Origin of the sequence: Desulfosporosinus youngiae DSM 17734, from assembly GCF_000244895.1 — a bacterium.
Lineage (GTDB): Bacteria > Bacillota > Desulfitobacteriia > Desulfitobacteriales > Desulfitobacteriaceae > Desulfosporosinus > Desulfosporosinus youngiae.
In genome coordinates, this window is the sequence record NZ_CM001441.1 from 3,386,857 (window position 1) to 3,401,618 (window position 14,762).

The 14,762-nt window shown below is 44.8% G+C and carries 15 protein-coding genes; 1 reads left to right on the forward strand and 14 read right to left on the reverse strand.

Features of this window, described 5'->3' with window-relative positions:
• Positions 1-135: 135 nt before the first annotated feature.
• The 9 genes from DESYODRAFT_RS15780 to pstS all read right to left on the reverse strand — a co-directional run bounded on the left by DESYODRAFT_RS15780 (position 136) and on the right by pstS (position 8,693).
• On the reverse strand, positions 136-1,605 hold the full coding sequence (locus DESYODRAFT_RS15780; protein WP_007784631.1) for an AAA family ATPase: 1,470 nt from the start codon (positions 1,603-1,605) through the stop codon (positions 136-138).
• A 32-nt stretch (positions 1,606-1,637) separates the two neighbouring features.
• Positions 1,638-2,156 (reverse strand): hypothetical protein, encoded by a 519-nt coding sequence (locus DESYODRAFT_RS15785; RefSeq protein ID WP_007784632.1) that lies wholly within the window; start codon positions 2,154-2,156, stop codon positions 1,638-1,640.
• Positions 2,157-2,364: 208 nt separating this feature from the next.
• On the reverse strand, positions 2,365-2,922 hold the full coding sequence (pgsA, locus tag DESYODRAFT_RS15790) for a CDP-diacylglycerol--glycerol-3-phosphate 3-phosphatidyltransferase (RefSeq protein WP_007784633.1): 558 nt from the start codon (positions 2,920-2,922) through the stop codon (positions 2,365-2,367).
• Positions 2,919-4,250, reverse strand: coding sequence for a 30S ribosomal protein S12 methylthiotransferase RimO (rimO, locus tag DESYODRAFT_RS15795; protein ID WP_007784634.1), 1,332 nt, complete (start codon positions 4,248-4,250; stop codon positions 2,919-2,921). Before rimO ends, pgsA begins: the two co-directional genes overlap by 4 nt.
• A gap of 107 nt (positions 4,251-4,357) precedes the next feature.
• Complete coding sequence (gene phoU, locus DESYODRAFT_RS15800; protein ID WP_007784635.1) at positions 4,358-5,008, reverse strand: phosphate signaling complex protein PhoU; 651 nt, start codon at positions 5,006-5,008, stop codon at positions 4,358-4,360.
• Positions 5,009-5,024: 16 nt separating this feature from the next.
• Positions 5,025-5,777 (reverse strand): phosphate ABC transporter ATP-binding protein PstB, encoded by a 753-nt coding sequence (gene pstB, locus DESYODRAFT_RS15805; protein ID WP_007784637.1) that lies wholly within the window; start codon positions 5,775-5,777, stop codon positions 5,025-5,027.
• A gap of 15 nt (positions 5,778-5,792) precedes the next feature.
• Positions 5,793-6,629 (reverse strand): phosphate ABC transporter permease PstA, encoded by an 837-nt coding sequence (gene pstA, locus DESYODRAFT_RS15810; protein WP_007784638.1) that lies wholly within the window; start codon positions 6,627-6,629, stop codon positions 5,793-5,795.
• The gene (pstC, locus tag DESYODRAFT_RS15815) at positions 6,626-7,570 is read right to left on the reverse strand and encodes a phosphate ABC transporter permease subunit PstC (protein WP_007784640.1); all 945 of its coding nucleotides are present in this window, start codon (positions 7,568-7,570) and stop codon (positions 6,626-6,628) included. The genes pstA and pstC overlap by 4 nt, the downstream gene beginning before the upstream one ends.
• A gap of 34 nt (positions 7,571-7,604) precedes the next feature.
• Complete coding sequence (gene pstS / locus DESYODRAFT_RS15820; RefSeq protein ID WP_007784642.1) at positions 7,605-8,693, reverse strand: phosphate ABC transporter substrate-binding protein PstS; 1,089 nt, start codon at positions 8,691-8,693, stop codon at positions 7,605-7,607.
• A gap of 168 nt (positions 8,694-8,861) precedes the next feature.
• On the opposite strand from pstS, the gene DESYODRAFT_RS15825 reads away from it, so the two are divergent.
• A complete protein-coding gene (locus tag DESYODRAFT_RS15825) occupies positions 8,862-9,503 on the forward strand; it encodes a hypothetical protein (RefSeq protein WP_007784643.1) in 642 nt (213 codons plus the stop codon).
• Positions 9,504-9,576: 73 nt separating this feature from the next.
• Here DESYODRAFT_RS15825 and DESYODRAFT_RS15830 read toward each other — a convergent pair whose 3' ends face one another.
• The 5 genes from DESYODRAFT_RS15830 to DESYODRAFT_RS15850 form a co-directional block, all read right to left on the reverse strand.
• Entirely contained in the window at positions 9,577-11,673 is a 2,097-nt protein-coding gene (locus DESYODRAFT_RS15830; RefSeq protein WP_007784645.1) for a YgiQ family radical SAM protein, read from the reverse strand.
• A gap of 36 nt (positions 11,674-11,709) precedes the next feature.
• Positions 11,710-12,489 carry a flagellar motor protein MotB gene (locus DESYODRAFT_RS15835; RefSeq protein ID WP_007784648.1) on the reverse strand — a complete coding sequence of 260 codons (780 nt, stop codon included), beginning with the start codon at positions 12,487-12,489 and terminating at the stop codon, positions 11,710-11,712.
• Complete coding sequence (gene motA, locus DESYODRAFT_RS15840) at positions 12,476-13,264, reverse strand: flagellar motor stator protein MotA (RefSeq protein ID WP_007784649.1); 789 nt, start codon at positions 13,262-13,264, stop codon at positions 12,476-12,478. The genes DESYODRAFT_RS15835 and motA overlap by 14 nt, the downstream gene beginning before the upstream one ends.
• A gap of 186 nt (positions 13,265-13,450) precedes the next feature.
• Entirely contained in the window at positions 13,451-13,942 is a 492-nt protein-coding gene (locus DESYODRAFT_RS15845; protein WP_007784652.1) for a YajQ family cyclic di-GMP-binding protein, read from the reverse strand.
• A 36-nt stretch (positions 13,943-13,978) separates the two neighbouring features.
• Positions 13,979-14,746, reverse strand: coding sequence for a helix-turn-helix domain-containing protein (locus DESYODRAFT_RS15850; protein ID WP_007784653.1), 768 nt, complete (start codon positions 14,744-14,746; stop codon positions 13,979-13,981).
• Positions 14,747-14,762 lie beyond the last annotated feature (16 nt).

Consider the following 14,762-nt stretch of genomic DNA (forward strand, 5'->3'; position numbering starts at 1 on the left):
TCTTTCGCGAGCAAACTATTAAATTTAAGTTATGCTGGGCTTCATGCCATTTTGGCTCCCATCTGAGGATTAAGCCTAAATTAGTATAGAAAAAATCCTCCGATAGCTGATAATCTCAGCTATCGGAGGATTTTTTCAGGCTGCGTTTTTTAGATAGGTTCGCAAAGTATCGCCAGTTAAGGTTTCTTCAGCCACAAGAATCTCAGTGATCCCTAATAAGGATTGTTGGTTGTTCTCAATAATCTTCATCGTCCGTTCTTCAAGTTCCGCCAGGATATCCTTGGTAACAGCCTGGCGTTTATCCGCATTTAAGAGGGAGACATCTGTAACTCCCAAAGAAGACATTCCTGCAAGAAGCATCTTCTCCACAAGATTTAAGGCTTGTTCATAATCACCCGCTGCTCCGGTACTCCGTGTACCTAAAATCTGCTCTTCTGCCAATGCTCCCGCTAAAGCAACCATAATCTGTTCTTCCAGCATTACCTGTGTATAAAGATACAAATCATCCTTTGGATAATGCCGGACATAGCCTAAAGCGTTTCCCCTTGAGCGGATCGATATCTGCGAAACGGAGTTTGGACGAACTGTTTCGGCAAGGATCGCATGCCCGCTCTCATGGATGGCAATACGGCGTAATTCTTCAGAGGTTGGTTTCCGGTCAAGTTTTTCTCCCAACATCACTTTTTCGACAGCTTCATGTAAGTGGCGCTTATTAATCTCCTCAGCCTCCTCACGCAAAGCGAGAATAGCTGCTTCATTGGTGACATTCTCTAAATGAGCACCTGAAAAACCGAATGTTTCGTGGGCAATTTCTTCCAAACTAACCTCTTCAGCTAAGGGCTTATTTTTGGTGTGAATTTGCAAGATAGCCAGACGTCCTTCTTTATCAGGAAGGTCTACTTTCACCTGCCGGTCAAACCGCCCCGGACGAAGCAATGCCGCATCTAAGGCCTCCGGGCGATTGGTTGCAGCCATGACAAGGACATGAGGACCTTGATCTACTTTCAAGCCATCCATTTCTATTAAAAGTTGATTAAGGGTCTGATCATATTCATGGTGGGAAACATTACTTCCACGCTTGGCCCCTAAGATATCCATTTCATCGATAAAAATAATCGCGCTGGACTTCTTTTCCTTGCGTACCATTTCACGTGCTCTGCGAAACAAGCCCCGTACACGTTCCGCTCCCACACCGGCATACATTTCCACAAATTCACTCCCTGATACCGAAAGGAATGCTGAGTTTGTATATCTTGCCGCTGCTTTGGCTAATAAGGTTTTTCCGGTCCCCGTTGGACCGGATAATAATATTCCCTTTAAGGGACGAATTCCTAAGGCTTTCATGCGATCTGAGTATAATAGAAAGTCCAGAGCTTCCTGCAATTCCTTTTTAGCGACGCTTTGTCCTCCAATATCCTCGAAATCAACCCCCGAGGTGGCTATGGCTACTCCGTTGCCGTTTTTTACGATTTGACGGGAAAGGACAAACTTCCAAACAACATAAGCAGTCACAAAAAGCAGACCTACCGGGAACACGTTATATCCCATAACCATCAAAAAGGCAAAAACCCCTATAGCCAGACCTATTAAGACGTCTAATTTCATACGAACGTTCTCCCTCTCTTACGTAATATCTATCATCCTTCTTCAGTCGGCAGAAACTTCTTTTGCCCATTCCGTTCAATCACCTCAATCAATTGAGCTTGCTCTTGATTAAGGATCACATAGATAGCATCACTATCCATTTCTAATTCTATTTGTACGCCTGCCTTTTCAGCTTGATTTCTAACACTTTGTTCCATTTCCGTAAAATTCCCACGTGCAATTCCCTCTTGTAGGGCAAACTGAATTTGCCCAAATAATTTCTCAAGAGAGCTATTTCTTCGATCGATGAATCGTATCGGGACATTATCCGCGACCTCTGCAAGTGTTTGACTGGCTTTACGAAGGCCGGTCAGCTGATCAGTCTCCACAACCATCTCTTTCAGACTATTCTTATTAACAACTTTAGCAGAAACCACACCGGGAATTTGCTGACTCTGATTTAAAATAGAAACATCGACCCACTTTTTCTGATATACAATTTTGCCCCCTAATAGCAGTCCAAATATTAGAAGTCCAACAAAGCTGATTAGCAGTATTCGGCGATTTGTCATAACATTTTCCTCCATTTGCTACACTTCATGCTATATCGACATTATAGCACGTTGTATATCACACAGAAAAACTATTCTATAACCAAATGAGGAATAATCAGGCAGATAGTATCAAAATGGGCGCCAATCTTATGAATGGCACCCGTTTCTGTAAACACAGCAATAACGTAAATATGCACTTGATTCTCTCTAATTTGTATCCCCTAGTTCACTTGCGCAGCAATTTACGTGATTTAAGCAAATAATCAAACCCCGAAATAACTGTGAAAAACAGGGCTATGTACAACAGGGGCTGACCAATATGAATACCAATGAGTGAAAGAGGCCAATCCTTCAGAAGGATTGCGGAAATCGCAATGACTTGAGTAATCGTTTTAATTTTACCAAGTTTACTGGCGCTAATTACAACCCTGTCCACCGCTGCAATAGCCCGCAATCCTGTCACCGCAAACTCTCTGGCTAAGATGATCCAGGCAATCCAGGCTGTCACCTCTCCAAGCTGAACTAAAGAAATGAGTGCGGCGGAAACCAAGAGTTTATCAGCTAAGGGATCCATAAATTTGCCCAAGTTCGTAACCTGATTCCGCCTGCGAGCAATATAGCCATCCAAACCATCTGTAGCAGCAGCCAGGATAAAAATCACAGCCGCCACTAGGTCTTGATGGGGAAACAGAGTATAACCTTTAGGGACCTTCAGCAGTAAAAAGCTCATAAACACCGGTATTAATATAATCCGGGCTAGAGTTAAGCGATTGGGTAAATTCACGAGACAACCACTCCCATTAAATCGTAGTTATCCGCCTCAATAATGCGAACTTTGATCATATCTCCCACATTTAGTGAGGTCTGAGTATCAGGGATATAGACCTGCCCGTCAATTTCAGGAGCGTCCCCTTCTGTTCGCCCCATCCACCGTCCATCCGGTAGTTTCATTTCCAGCAGCACGGTTACAACCCGGCCAAGCCATCGCCGCAGCCGCTGCCGGGATATGGATTGTTGTATTTGCATTATATGATCTCTGCGCTGTTCGCGAACCTCTGGTGGAATCTGATCCTCTCTTTGACCCGCCGGCGTATTTTCTTCCTGAGAATAGGAAAACACTCCAAGCCGGTCAAATTGAACCCGTTGAATAAAATCAACCATCGTTTGAAATTCTTGCTCAGTTTCACCCGGGAAACCAGTGATCATGGTCGTTCGAATGGTTATTTCCGGCATAGCCGTCCGTAATTTTTCGATCAACGTTTCGGCTTGCTCTATGGTACCGCGCCGATTCATATCTTTCAGGATCTTATTGTCCGCATGTTGTAAGGGCAAATCAATATATTTGCAGACTTTTGGTTCCTGCCGCATAGTTTCGATCAATTCATCGGTAAAACGCTCCGGATAGCAATACATCAAGCGAATCCATTCGATTCCCTCAATGCCTGCCAGCTTGCGAATGAGTTGAGGAAGACGGAGTTCCTTATAGAGATCCTGCCCATAGCGCGTGGTATCTTGCCCCATAACAAGGATTTCCTTAACTCCCTGAGCAGCCATCTCCTGTACTTCGAGTATCACCGATTCCTCCGTGCGACTGCGAAAATGTCCGCGGACATAAGGAATGACACAATAGGTGCAGTAATTATCACAGCCCTCTGCAACCTTGACATAAGCTAAATAATCCGGCGTAGATCGAATTCTCGCCATCTGCTCAGTGTGGAGAAAATCCGGCGCGCCTTCTTTGATCAAAGAGGTTCGTGATCCTTCGGCAGTCTCAACTAGTTTGGTAATTTCATCAATATTTCCTGTTCCAAGCACACCATCTAATTCCGGGATATCCTGCATTAATTCGGAACCATAGCGCTGAGCCAGACAACCCGTCGCAATCAGGGTTCGGCAAGCACCGGTTTTCTTAAGACTCGCCATTTCAAAAATCGCTTCAATGGATTCTTCCTTGGCAGATTGAATAAAAGTACAAGTATTTACAATAATAACATCCGCTTCTTCAGGGTTTTCGATAAATATGTGATTTTGGGCCAGTAATCCTGACATTACTTCGCTGTCCACCTGATTTTTCGGACATCCCAAAGTGACAACTGCAACTTTCTTAGTCAACGTTACACCTCATATCATTGGTCTGCTTTTATTAGTATAAACCAACACCTCAACAAGGTCAAAAAATATTGTAGTTAAACTATCTGCCGCGCCGCCTCAAGGCCGAATTATTTATTTAAGTCCTGTCTCCCTGCCGTAGCAATATAGATGACATTTTCTCCGATATTGGTGGCATGATCAGCGAACCGTTCAAGATATCTGCCTACAAACGCTAAGTACATGCCTTGATCCAAGACGTCCGGATTTTCTGTCATGATAATTAACAAATCCCGCAAAACTTTATTATAAAGTTTGTCCACTTGGTCGTCTTGAACGGCCAAATCATGGGCAAGTTCCATATCCTCCCCAGCGTAGGCTTCCAGGCCTTGTTTCATCATTGCCAGAGCCTTTTCGGCCATATGGGGAATATCAACCAGCTCTTTTAATAAGGGCCCTTCTATTCTACGTACAATCTTAGCAATATCAATGGCCAGATCCCCCATCCGTTCCAGATCCGTCGATATTTTCATAGCTGAAATAATCTTCCGCAAGTCCTTGGCTACCGGCTGCTGGGTAGCGATTAAACGTACACATTCATCATCGACCTGACGTTCATAATCATTGATTTTCTGATCCTCTGTTATCCAAAATTCTGCCTGTCCCCGGTCTAGGGTTATCAAGGTTTGCATACACCCCTGAAGAATGCGCTCAACTTCCCCTCCCATATCTTTAAGCCGTTGTATTAAAACAAGCTGTCCTTCATTTAGCGACTGACGCATTTTTTTCCCTCCTTCATCATCCAAAACGACCCGTTATGTAATCCTCTGTCCGCTTATCCTTCGGATTGGTAAAAATACCCGAAGTCGGTCCATGTTCTATCAGTTCCCCACTAAGGAAAAATGCGGTGGAATCTGCTATTCGCGCTGCCTGCTGCATATTGTGGGTTACAATGAGGATGGTGTAATCTTCTTTCAGCTGCCTGATTAATTCCTCGATGTGCAAGGTCGCAATGGGATCTAAGGCCGAGGCCGGCTCATCCATGAGCAAAACAGACGGTTCTACTGCTAAAGCTCTGGCAATACAAAGGCGCTGCTGTTGTCCGCCTGACAAGCTCATGCCTGAATAATTTAAACGGTCTTTTACTTCATCCCACAAAGCTGCCATACGCAAACTTTTCTCCGCGATGCCTTGTAAGGTTTGCTTGTCCCGCATCCCATTAAGCCGGACTCCGGCAACGACATTCTCATAGATGCTCATGGAAGGAAAGGGATTAGGCTTTTGAAATACCATCCCTACCATTTTCCGCAACACTACAGGGTCTTGCTCATAAATGCTTTTACCGTCTAAAATAATTTCCCCTTTAACCTTCGCACCTGACAGTGTCTCGTGCATACGATTAATACAGCGGACAAAGGTTGATTTCCCGCACCCCGACGGACCAATAATCGCTGTCACATGATTCGATATAATTTCCATATTTATGCCTTTCAGGGTCTGATTAGACCCATACCAGGCTTCCAGCTGACGAACACTTAAGCTATGACTCATCCGTACTCCCCCCTCCTAGCTGCTTCGAGACCGAAATGCAAACCGTGCCGCTAAATTCAAAATGATCACCATTAGTATCAATACTAAAGATCCTGCCCAAGCCAGTTGGTGCCACTCTTTATAGGGAGAAGTAGCATACTGAAAGATTTGAACCGGCAAAGAAGCTGTCGGTTCATTCAGAGAGCGTGCCCAATATTGGTTGCCTAAGGCGGTGAATAACAAAGGAGCTGTTTCTCCGGCCACACGTGCTACTGCCAGCATCGCCCCAGTGATAATTCCTTTGGCAGCGGTAGGCAATACAATTCGCAAAATAGTTTTCCCTTTAGAAATTCCCAAAGCATAACCTGCTTCCCTGATTGAATGAGAAACAAGCTTTAACATTTCCTCCGTCGATCGAATGATTAAGGGGATCATAATAATTGCCAGAGCAAGCCCTCCGGCCAGAGCCGAAAAATTCCCCATTTTCAAAACCACTGCCGTATATATAACAATTCCGACAATAATTGAGGGGATTCCCGTTAGAACATCGGTTGCAAAACGAACAGCTGTACTCAGCCAACTGTGGCGATCATATTCTGTCAAATAAATTGCCGCAAGGATACCCATTGGAATACCAATCAGGCTGGCAAGCAAAACCATGATCAAGGTACCTACAATGGCATTGGCCATGCCTCCTCCCGGCAAACCCATTGCTTTAGGTAAACTGACAAAAAACTGCATATTCAAGGCACTCAACCCATTTTTCAAAACATAACCAAGGACTCCGAACAGTGGAATCAAGGCAATAATGGTCGCTGCAATAAAGACACCCAGCATCAGATAATTCCGATATTTACGGAAAACATCATTCATACAAGGCTGCCTCCCTTCGGACCACGCGCTACGGACCAAACAAGAAGTCGGGCAAAAAAATTAAGAACGAGAGTGATTCCAAATAATATCAGCCCTATTTCAACGAGTGCACTTAAATAAAGGTCATATGTAGCTTCCGTAAACTCGTTGGCAATTACCGCTGCCATAGAATAAGCAGGCGCAAATAAGGAGGGAAGGATATCAGGGCGATTACCGATGACCATTGTTACAGCCATCGTCTCACCTAGTGCCCGGCCTAAACCAAGCATAATTCCCCCCATAATGCCTGATTTGGCATAGGGCAGCACGGCTACCCGAATCATCTCCCACTTTGTTGCTCCTAAAGCCAGAGCAGCTTCCCGCTGCATATCAGGCACAGCGGCCATCACCTCTCTGGAGATGGCCGCAATCGTAGGCAAAATCATCACTGCCAGAATCAATCCTCCGGCTAACATACCAAAGCCGACAGGAGTACCCTGAAAGAGTGGGATAAACCCTAACCACTTAGCCAGCCCAGGTTCAACCGTTTCCTTAAGCCAGGGGGCCAGGACAAAAATCCCCCATAATCCGTAGACAACACTGGGAATCGCAGCCAGCATCTCTACTAAAAAACCAACCACAGCACGAAACCTCGACTCAGCCATTTCATTCAAGAAAATTGCTACTCCCAGACCAATTGGGGCCGCCAGGAGCAAGGCCAGCAGAGAAGTGACTAATGTTCCATATATAAAGGGAAGCGCTCCAAATTGTTCCTTTACCGGGTCCCAAACACGGCTGGTAAGGAAGCCAAGTCCAAATGTTTGAATGCTTGGGCGTGCCCCATCGTACGTCTGCCAGCCCATCCAAACCATGAGTACCAAGACACCCATAGCCATTAAGAGTGTCAGGAATCTCAAAATTTGATCCCCTATCGAAGCTGTAAGTTTATGTGTCTTACTCATATTCTCTGATCCTTTCGCCGTCCTCATTCAGCCTTTACTTCAATAAAGGCTGCCCCTGAAACGTGATCGATTTAAGCATCCCTTCTTCACGACCAACTAAATCCCCGGGCAGTTTTGCATAGTGCAGCCCTTCAGCAAGAGCCTGCCCATCATGAATAGCCCAATTTATGAAATTAACTAATGCTGCACCTTTGGCTTTATCCGTTTGATCCTGATATAGTAATGCCCAGGCAAAGCCGGCAATGGGATAAGCATCAGGTCCCGGAGCATTGACGATTGATACTCTCATATCATCTGGAATGGTTGCTCCGGCTGCGGCCGCAGATGTTGATTGAAGATTAGGAGCTATCCATTTTCCTTCTTTGTTTTTCAGCATGGCATAGGGCAAGTTATTTTGTACAGCATAGGCTAGCTCCAGATATCCGATTGCTCCGGAGGTTTGCTGAATAACACCGGCAACACCGGAATTCCCTTTGCCGCCAAGCCCCGCCGGCCAATTTAATGAAGTCCCTTTGCCTACCTTGCTTGACCATTCCGGACTGATGCTGTTAAGATAATCTGAAAATATATAGGTTGTGCCGCTCCCATCAGAACGATGTGCCACTGTAATTTTTGCATCCGGCAAAGATACACCCGGATTATCCGCTGCAATGGTTTGATCGTTCCAATTTGTAATTTTCCCCAGAAAAATGTCCGCCAGCACCGCAGGACTAATTTTTAAATCCTTTGGTACATCGGGAAGATTATAGGTGACGGCTACAGCCCCCAATGTCAAGGGAATGTGTAATAATTTACCGCCTTTTGCTGCCTTAAGCTGGTCATCTGTCATTAATCCATCGGTTGCTCCAAAATCGATGGTTTGCTCTGAAACTTGCTTAATCCCTGCGCCGCTGCCCGTACTCTGATAGTTAATCGTAATGTTTGGATTTTGCTTGCGGTACTCTTCTATTTGTTGATTTAAGAGAGGATAGACAAACGAACTGCCCGACCCCGTCAGACTTGCTTTCCCGGTGTTTTCTTGTCCTGCCGGCGTACCCGGAGTCTTGTCTCCGCACCCGGCAAGGGCAAGAACTAATACCATCCATAGTAAGCAGGTTAAAAACTTTTCTTTTTTTCTAAACATAACATTCCCCTTATTTCATTAATAGTCTTGGTTAGATTATCGAAACGTCTTAAAATTGGCTCTGTGTAAAGTTTGCGTTAAATGGCTACATTTAATGTATAAGGGTTTAAAGGAACTGTCATTAATATTGGCGAATTAAGTTCCATCAAGCTTTGTGAGGTGTCAGGTGTGTTTGACGAAAATGAAACCATAGAACCTATGGACACATGCGGTTGTGGGGATATAGGATATTTAACCGCTCGAACGGTTCCCATCGACCTAGCCCACGGCGTAGGGCGCATAGATAAGGTTCCCGTCTACCATTGCAGATCCGCTTACTGTCAGGAATTTTCTCTTCCTCCAGTTGTTTCCCGCCGTCTGGAAACCATTGCGGAACAGATGGAAGAGACACAAGCAACGGAAACGACTTATACCTGGCAGGACAAAGAAATACCCGTTCAGGATTCAGGCACCCAGCCAGACCAGACCGCCCTGGATCAGACGACGGACGAACTTGCTTTACAAGCCTTTACTCTTCAGTTTGTCAACCGGCAGTACGAAGATGCTCGGGTCGTACAGATCGTACCCGGCCAGGCTATCCTTTTCCGCAGCAAACTTGAGGATTCCGAATACTACCTGCTTCGTTATGAGGAAGATAGCCGCACGGAAGGGATTTGGTTTTCCTTTCTGAAATTCTATTATGATGAACCAAACTTAACCTACGAAGATTTTCTGGAATGGTCCGAAGATGGACACCTTAAAGAATTAGGGAGAATTATTCTGGATGAGGTTGAAGATACACTCATCGATGAGTTCGGTGAGTGGACATAATACAAAACGCGGGGACAGGGTACTGTTTTGCCTTTCGGCGAAACAGTGCACCTGTCCCCGCGTTTCGTCTTGGTTATTTTCGTTTTTGTTTAGCTTTAGGTTTTATCTTCGTTGGCGGGGATTTCAGACTCCCGGCATTCTTTGAGCGCTCTGATTTGCCTGCTGTGCTTTTATGAGGTGCTTCAGCATTCCTGATATCCCTGAACCGGCCTGACTTTCCTGATCTATCTTTATTGGCCTTTCCTGACTGTTCTTTGACCGGCGTATCTTTGGCTTGGACATCCTTACCCCAAGCATCCTTTTTCTTCATGCCGGATCGTCTTGGACGTTTAGCTCTCCCGATACCAGTCTCTTTCTGATCATCACGCCCATAATTTCCAGGCCGTATCAGACACTTTGGTCCATGCCCAATTAGATCTTCACGATGTGCTGCACGTAAAGCTTTTTCAACTAAGGCATAGTTTTTGGGATTCCGGTACTGAATTAAAGCCCTCTGCATAGCCTTCTCATGCATGCTGCGGGGGACATAAACCGCTTGCATCGTCCTGGGATCCAAACCGGAGTAATACATGCAAGTAGAAAGGGTTCCTGGGGTTGGAATAAAATCCTGTACTTGTTCAGGATTCACGCCCATGTCCCGAACATACTCCGCCAGTTCGACGGCTTCTTTAAGCGTGCTTCCAGGGTGTGAGGACATCAGATAAGGCACAAGGTATTGTTTTTTTCCTAATCTCTCATTCGTCTTGCGGAACTCCTGCACAAACTCTTCATACACACCCTTGCCTGGTTTGCCCATTAGGTTCAGAACCGTATCACTAACGTGTTCAGGCGCAACTTTTAATTGACCACTGACATGGTGCTCGCAAAGTTCGCGGATAAATTTGGATTTTCGATCGGCCAACACCGCATCATAACGGATGCCGGAACGAACGAATACTTTTTTCACCCTTGGTAAGTTACGCAAACGACGCAAGAGATCAATGTATTCCTCATGATCATTTTCCAAATTAGCGCATGGCTCAGGAAATAGACACTGTTTGTGTGAACAAGCTCCCTTGGTTAATTGTTTCTTGCAGGCCGGACGCCGGAAGTTGGCCGTCGGACCCCCTACATCATGGATGTATCCTTTAAAGCGGGAATTCCAAGTCATTTTCTCTGCTTCTCTGGTAATTGATTCTGCGCTTCTGCTTTGAATGATGCGCCCTTGATGAAAAGTTAAGGCACAAAAAGAGCATGACCCAAAACATCCTCTCACACTGGTCAAACTAAACTCTACTTCCTCTATAGCCGGGACTCCCCCTTGTTCCTCATAGGATGGATGATAGGTTCCCATAAACGGCAGGGCATAAACAGCATCCATTTCGGCTTGGGTTAAAGGAAGTGCAGGCTTATTTTGCAGCACGCTTTTTCGTCCATGAGCTTGAACCATAGGCTTTCCTAAAAAAGGATCCTGTTGGTTATATTGCACCCAAAAAGCTTCAGCATATTTTTTCTTATCCTTAAGGACTTCGTCGAAGCCCGGAAGAACCAGGGCATCATGGGGTACGGCCTCTCCTCTCAAAGGTACCATAGTACCCCTTACATCCCATATCTGGTCAATCTGTTCCCCGTTATTAAGACGTTCCGCAACCTCTACGATCGACGTTTCTCCCATGCCAAAGACCAATAAGTCCGCCTGACTGTCCAAAAGAATGGACCTTCGAACCTCATTGCTCCAATAATCGTAATGGGCAAAGCGTCTCAAGGAAGCTTCAATCCCTCCTATAATCACTGGAATACCGGGTAAAGCTTCCCTGACCCGATTTGCATAGACAATAGTAGCCCGATCGGGACGCAGACCAGATTCTCCGCCGGGAGAATAAGCGTCTTGATGTCGTTTTTTCTTAGCCGCTGTATAGTGATTGACCATAGAATCCAGATTCCCGCCGGATATCAAACAAGCCAAGCGGGGTTTTCCCATCACCCGGAAATCCTCAAGATTCTTCCAATCAGGCTGAGCCACAATTCCCACCCGGAAACCGTGCTTTTCCAGAACACGAGCGATAATAGCAATCCCAAAACTCGGATGATCCACATAGGCATCTCCGGTAATCAGAAGAAAATCCAGTTCATTCCAGCCAACCGTCTCCATATCCCGTCGATTCATAGGCAAAAAATTTCGTGTACGCATAGTCTCCCCTTTCTATAGTCAACAACACCGGTTGGATCATGGAATAATAGCTTTAGCTTCTATGGTATTTCGAATAATATTCACTTCAACGCGCCGGTTTTTTGCACGGCCCTCCGGCGTTTCATTGCTGGCAATCGGTTGATACTCACCATATCCAATGGAACGAAATCGAGCTTGATTAAGGTCATTGGAATTCAACAGATATTTCATAAAGTTCAAAGACCGTCTTGAGCTTAAATCCCAATTCGAATCAAATTCGTGATTTTTAATCGGGATATTATCAGTATGCCCAGCTACTTCAACTTTGTAACCTGGATACATGCTTAGCATGTCTGAAATGACCGAAGCCAGTTTTTGAGCCTCTGGTTTTACGACAGCCATTCCTGAATCAAATAAAGCATAATCTTGAATCGTGATCTTCAGCATATCGCTTGTCACATTAGTCTGAAGTTGCATAGTCAGGCCGTTTTCCGAAATAAAAAGATCAAGCTTTTTCTTAATGGCTTCCATATCCTGTTTTTCTCTGTTTATTTGATTATCCAGGGCTTGGTCTTGGCCATAATCATGAATGTTTTTAATATCTTTAGCCGGAATATCCTCAATTGATATGCTATTTGATTCCTCAAAAACATTGATCCCCCCATTGAAAGCACTGTTCAAGCCATGCATAATCTGAGCATATTTTTTTTCATCAACCTGACTGGATGCAAATAATATGATAAATAATGCCAATAATAACGTTAACAAATCTGCATAGGGGAGTAACCATGCTTCATCTGCGTGTTCTTCATGGTGTTCTTTTTTATGCTTGTTCAAGTTTATCAACCCTCATAACTTTGCGTTCAGTCGGAGTAAGGAAGACTGCTAATCGTTGGTTAATGGACAATACAGGCTCACCTGCTTGAATGGCTAAGAGCCCTTCTGCCATCATCGTCTTGAGCAGTGCCTCTTTTTTAGATTTTTGCTTTAATTTATTGGCCATAGGATGCCACAAGACATAACCCGTAAAAATACCCAGCAAGGTTGCCACGAAAGCAGCGGAAATCAAATGTCCTAATGCCTCTATTTCATTAAGATTACCCAAGGCGGCAATCAAGCCTACGACTGCACCCAGAACTCCCAGGGTCGGTGCATAAGTTCCTGCCTGAGTAAAGATAAGCGCACCTTGTCTGTGCCGCTCCTCCATTGATGTAATATTTTCCATAAGGACTTCACGAATAAACGTCGGGTCATTCCCGTCAATGACCATGCGCATTCCTTCTCTCAGAAACTCATCTTCAACCTCCTCTGCCTTGCTTTCCAGGGAAAGCAAGCCCTCTCGCCGACTGATCGTTGCCCATTCGCCGATCTGATTAATCAGCTCAGTTTTTGAGACCAATGCTTGGGTAGTAAACATTATCTTAAAGAGCTTTGGTACTTTATTCAGGTCCTCCATTGGAAAACCAACAAATATACATGCCACGGTACCCCCTAAAATAATTAAAATTGCAGCGGGGTTCAGCAAAGCCGAAAGGCTAGCACCTTTCAGGACCATTCCGGCACCGATGGCAATGACCGCTGCTATCAAACCAATGTAGGTTGATTTCTCCATTGTAAATTTTCCTTTCCCTACCCGTTAATTAATTATTAATTACTATTCAATATCGGTTCGACGAATTCCTTTAAATTTGTTATCTCCGGCGAAATATATCAAACTATGAAGCATTAGCCACCTAACCTGTTCCATAAAAATGCTTGGCAAATTGCCAAGCATTTTACATCCTATGAACTTTACTCCTTATCGGAAATTAATAAACTGAAGTTCAATTCCAAAGTCCTCTTTGCGCAAAAGGGCAATCGCTGCTTGCAGATCATCTTTATTCTTGCCAGACACTCTGATCTCTTCGCCCTGAATTGAACTTACAACTTTTAGCTTGCTATCTTTCAAAGCCTTAATCATTAACTTTGACTTTTCCTGGGCAATCCCTTGAACTAACTTAACTTCCTGCTTTACTGTATCACCGGCCGCTGCCTGAGGCTTTCCATAGTCTAAGGCTCTTAATGAGACTCCTCGTTTGACGAGTTTTCCCTCTAGAATGTCAACCACATTAGTCAACTTGAAATCATCATCAGAGACCAAAATTATCTTTTCTCCCTCAAGCTTTATGGACGACTTGCTGTTTTTAAAATCAAACCGTTGGGCAAGCTCTTTCTGCGCCTGTTGTACCGCATTCGTAACCTCGGGCATGTCTACTTTGGAAACAATATCGAATGAAGAATCTTTAGCCAAACTAAACTCTCCTTTATAATTTTTCAACTAAATTAATCAAAGCTTATTCAAAGTCTCTTTTGTTAAAACAACATTGCGGAGAACTTCGCCGGGTTTCCCTAAACTCGGCATAGCTTTACCATTCAATGTAACTGTAAGTCCTCCTGCATTCCCAATCGAGACCAGCTCAATTTTATCGATACCTTTAACCTCTTTACTTGTTCCGGCTGCGAACGTTCCTTGAAAAGGTGCCTGTCCATCGATTTTTATCTCAATCCAGCAGGCTTGAGTAAAAACCAGCTGTGCTGTTAAGCCATCCTGAGGAGAGGCTACCACATCCGGAGGTGAACTTTTGCCAGGCGTTTCAGGTGAGGTCGCGGGAGGAGGGGTTGTCTCTGTATTCGGGGAGCTAATCATGGGCGGTGAGGTATACCCAGGATCAGGAACACTTCCCTCCGGTTGGTACCAAATTTTGATGCCGATTGCCAAGGCAATTGCCGCTAAAGCCATACTTCCTATAATCACCGGCCTGACCCGCAATGAGTGAGATTTAACCATCCTGTCCGGTATTTCAATGACAGGTGCAGGCTCCGGCTTAATTGAAGAACTGTAAAGTTCAATAATCTCATCTGGATTTATACCCAATTGTTTTGAATAGGTTCGCAAATACCCCTTCACATAAGTAGCCCCGGGGATTATTCCATATTCCTCTTCTTCCAGAGCCTGAATATAGCGAACACGTATTTTGGTGATTTCCTCAGTCTCTAATAAGCTCCACCCTTTTTCTTCCCGAGCGGTCCGAAGCATTTGACCTTCTCCTGCCATTGCTAAAACCCCCTTT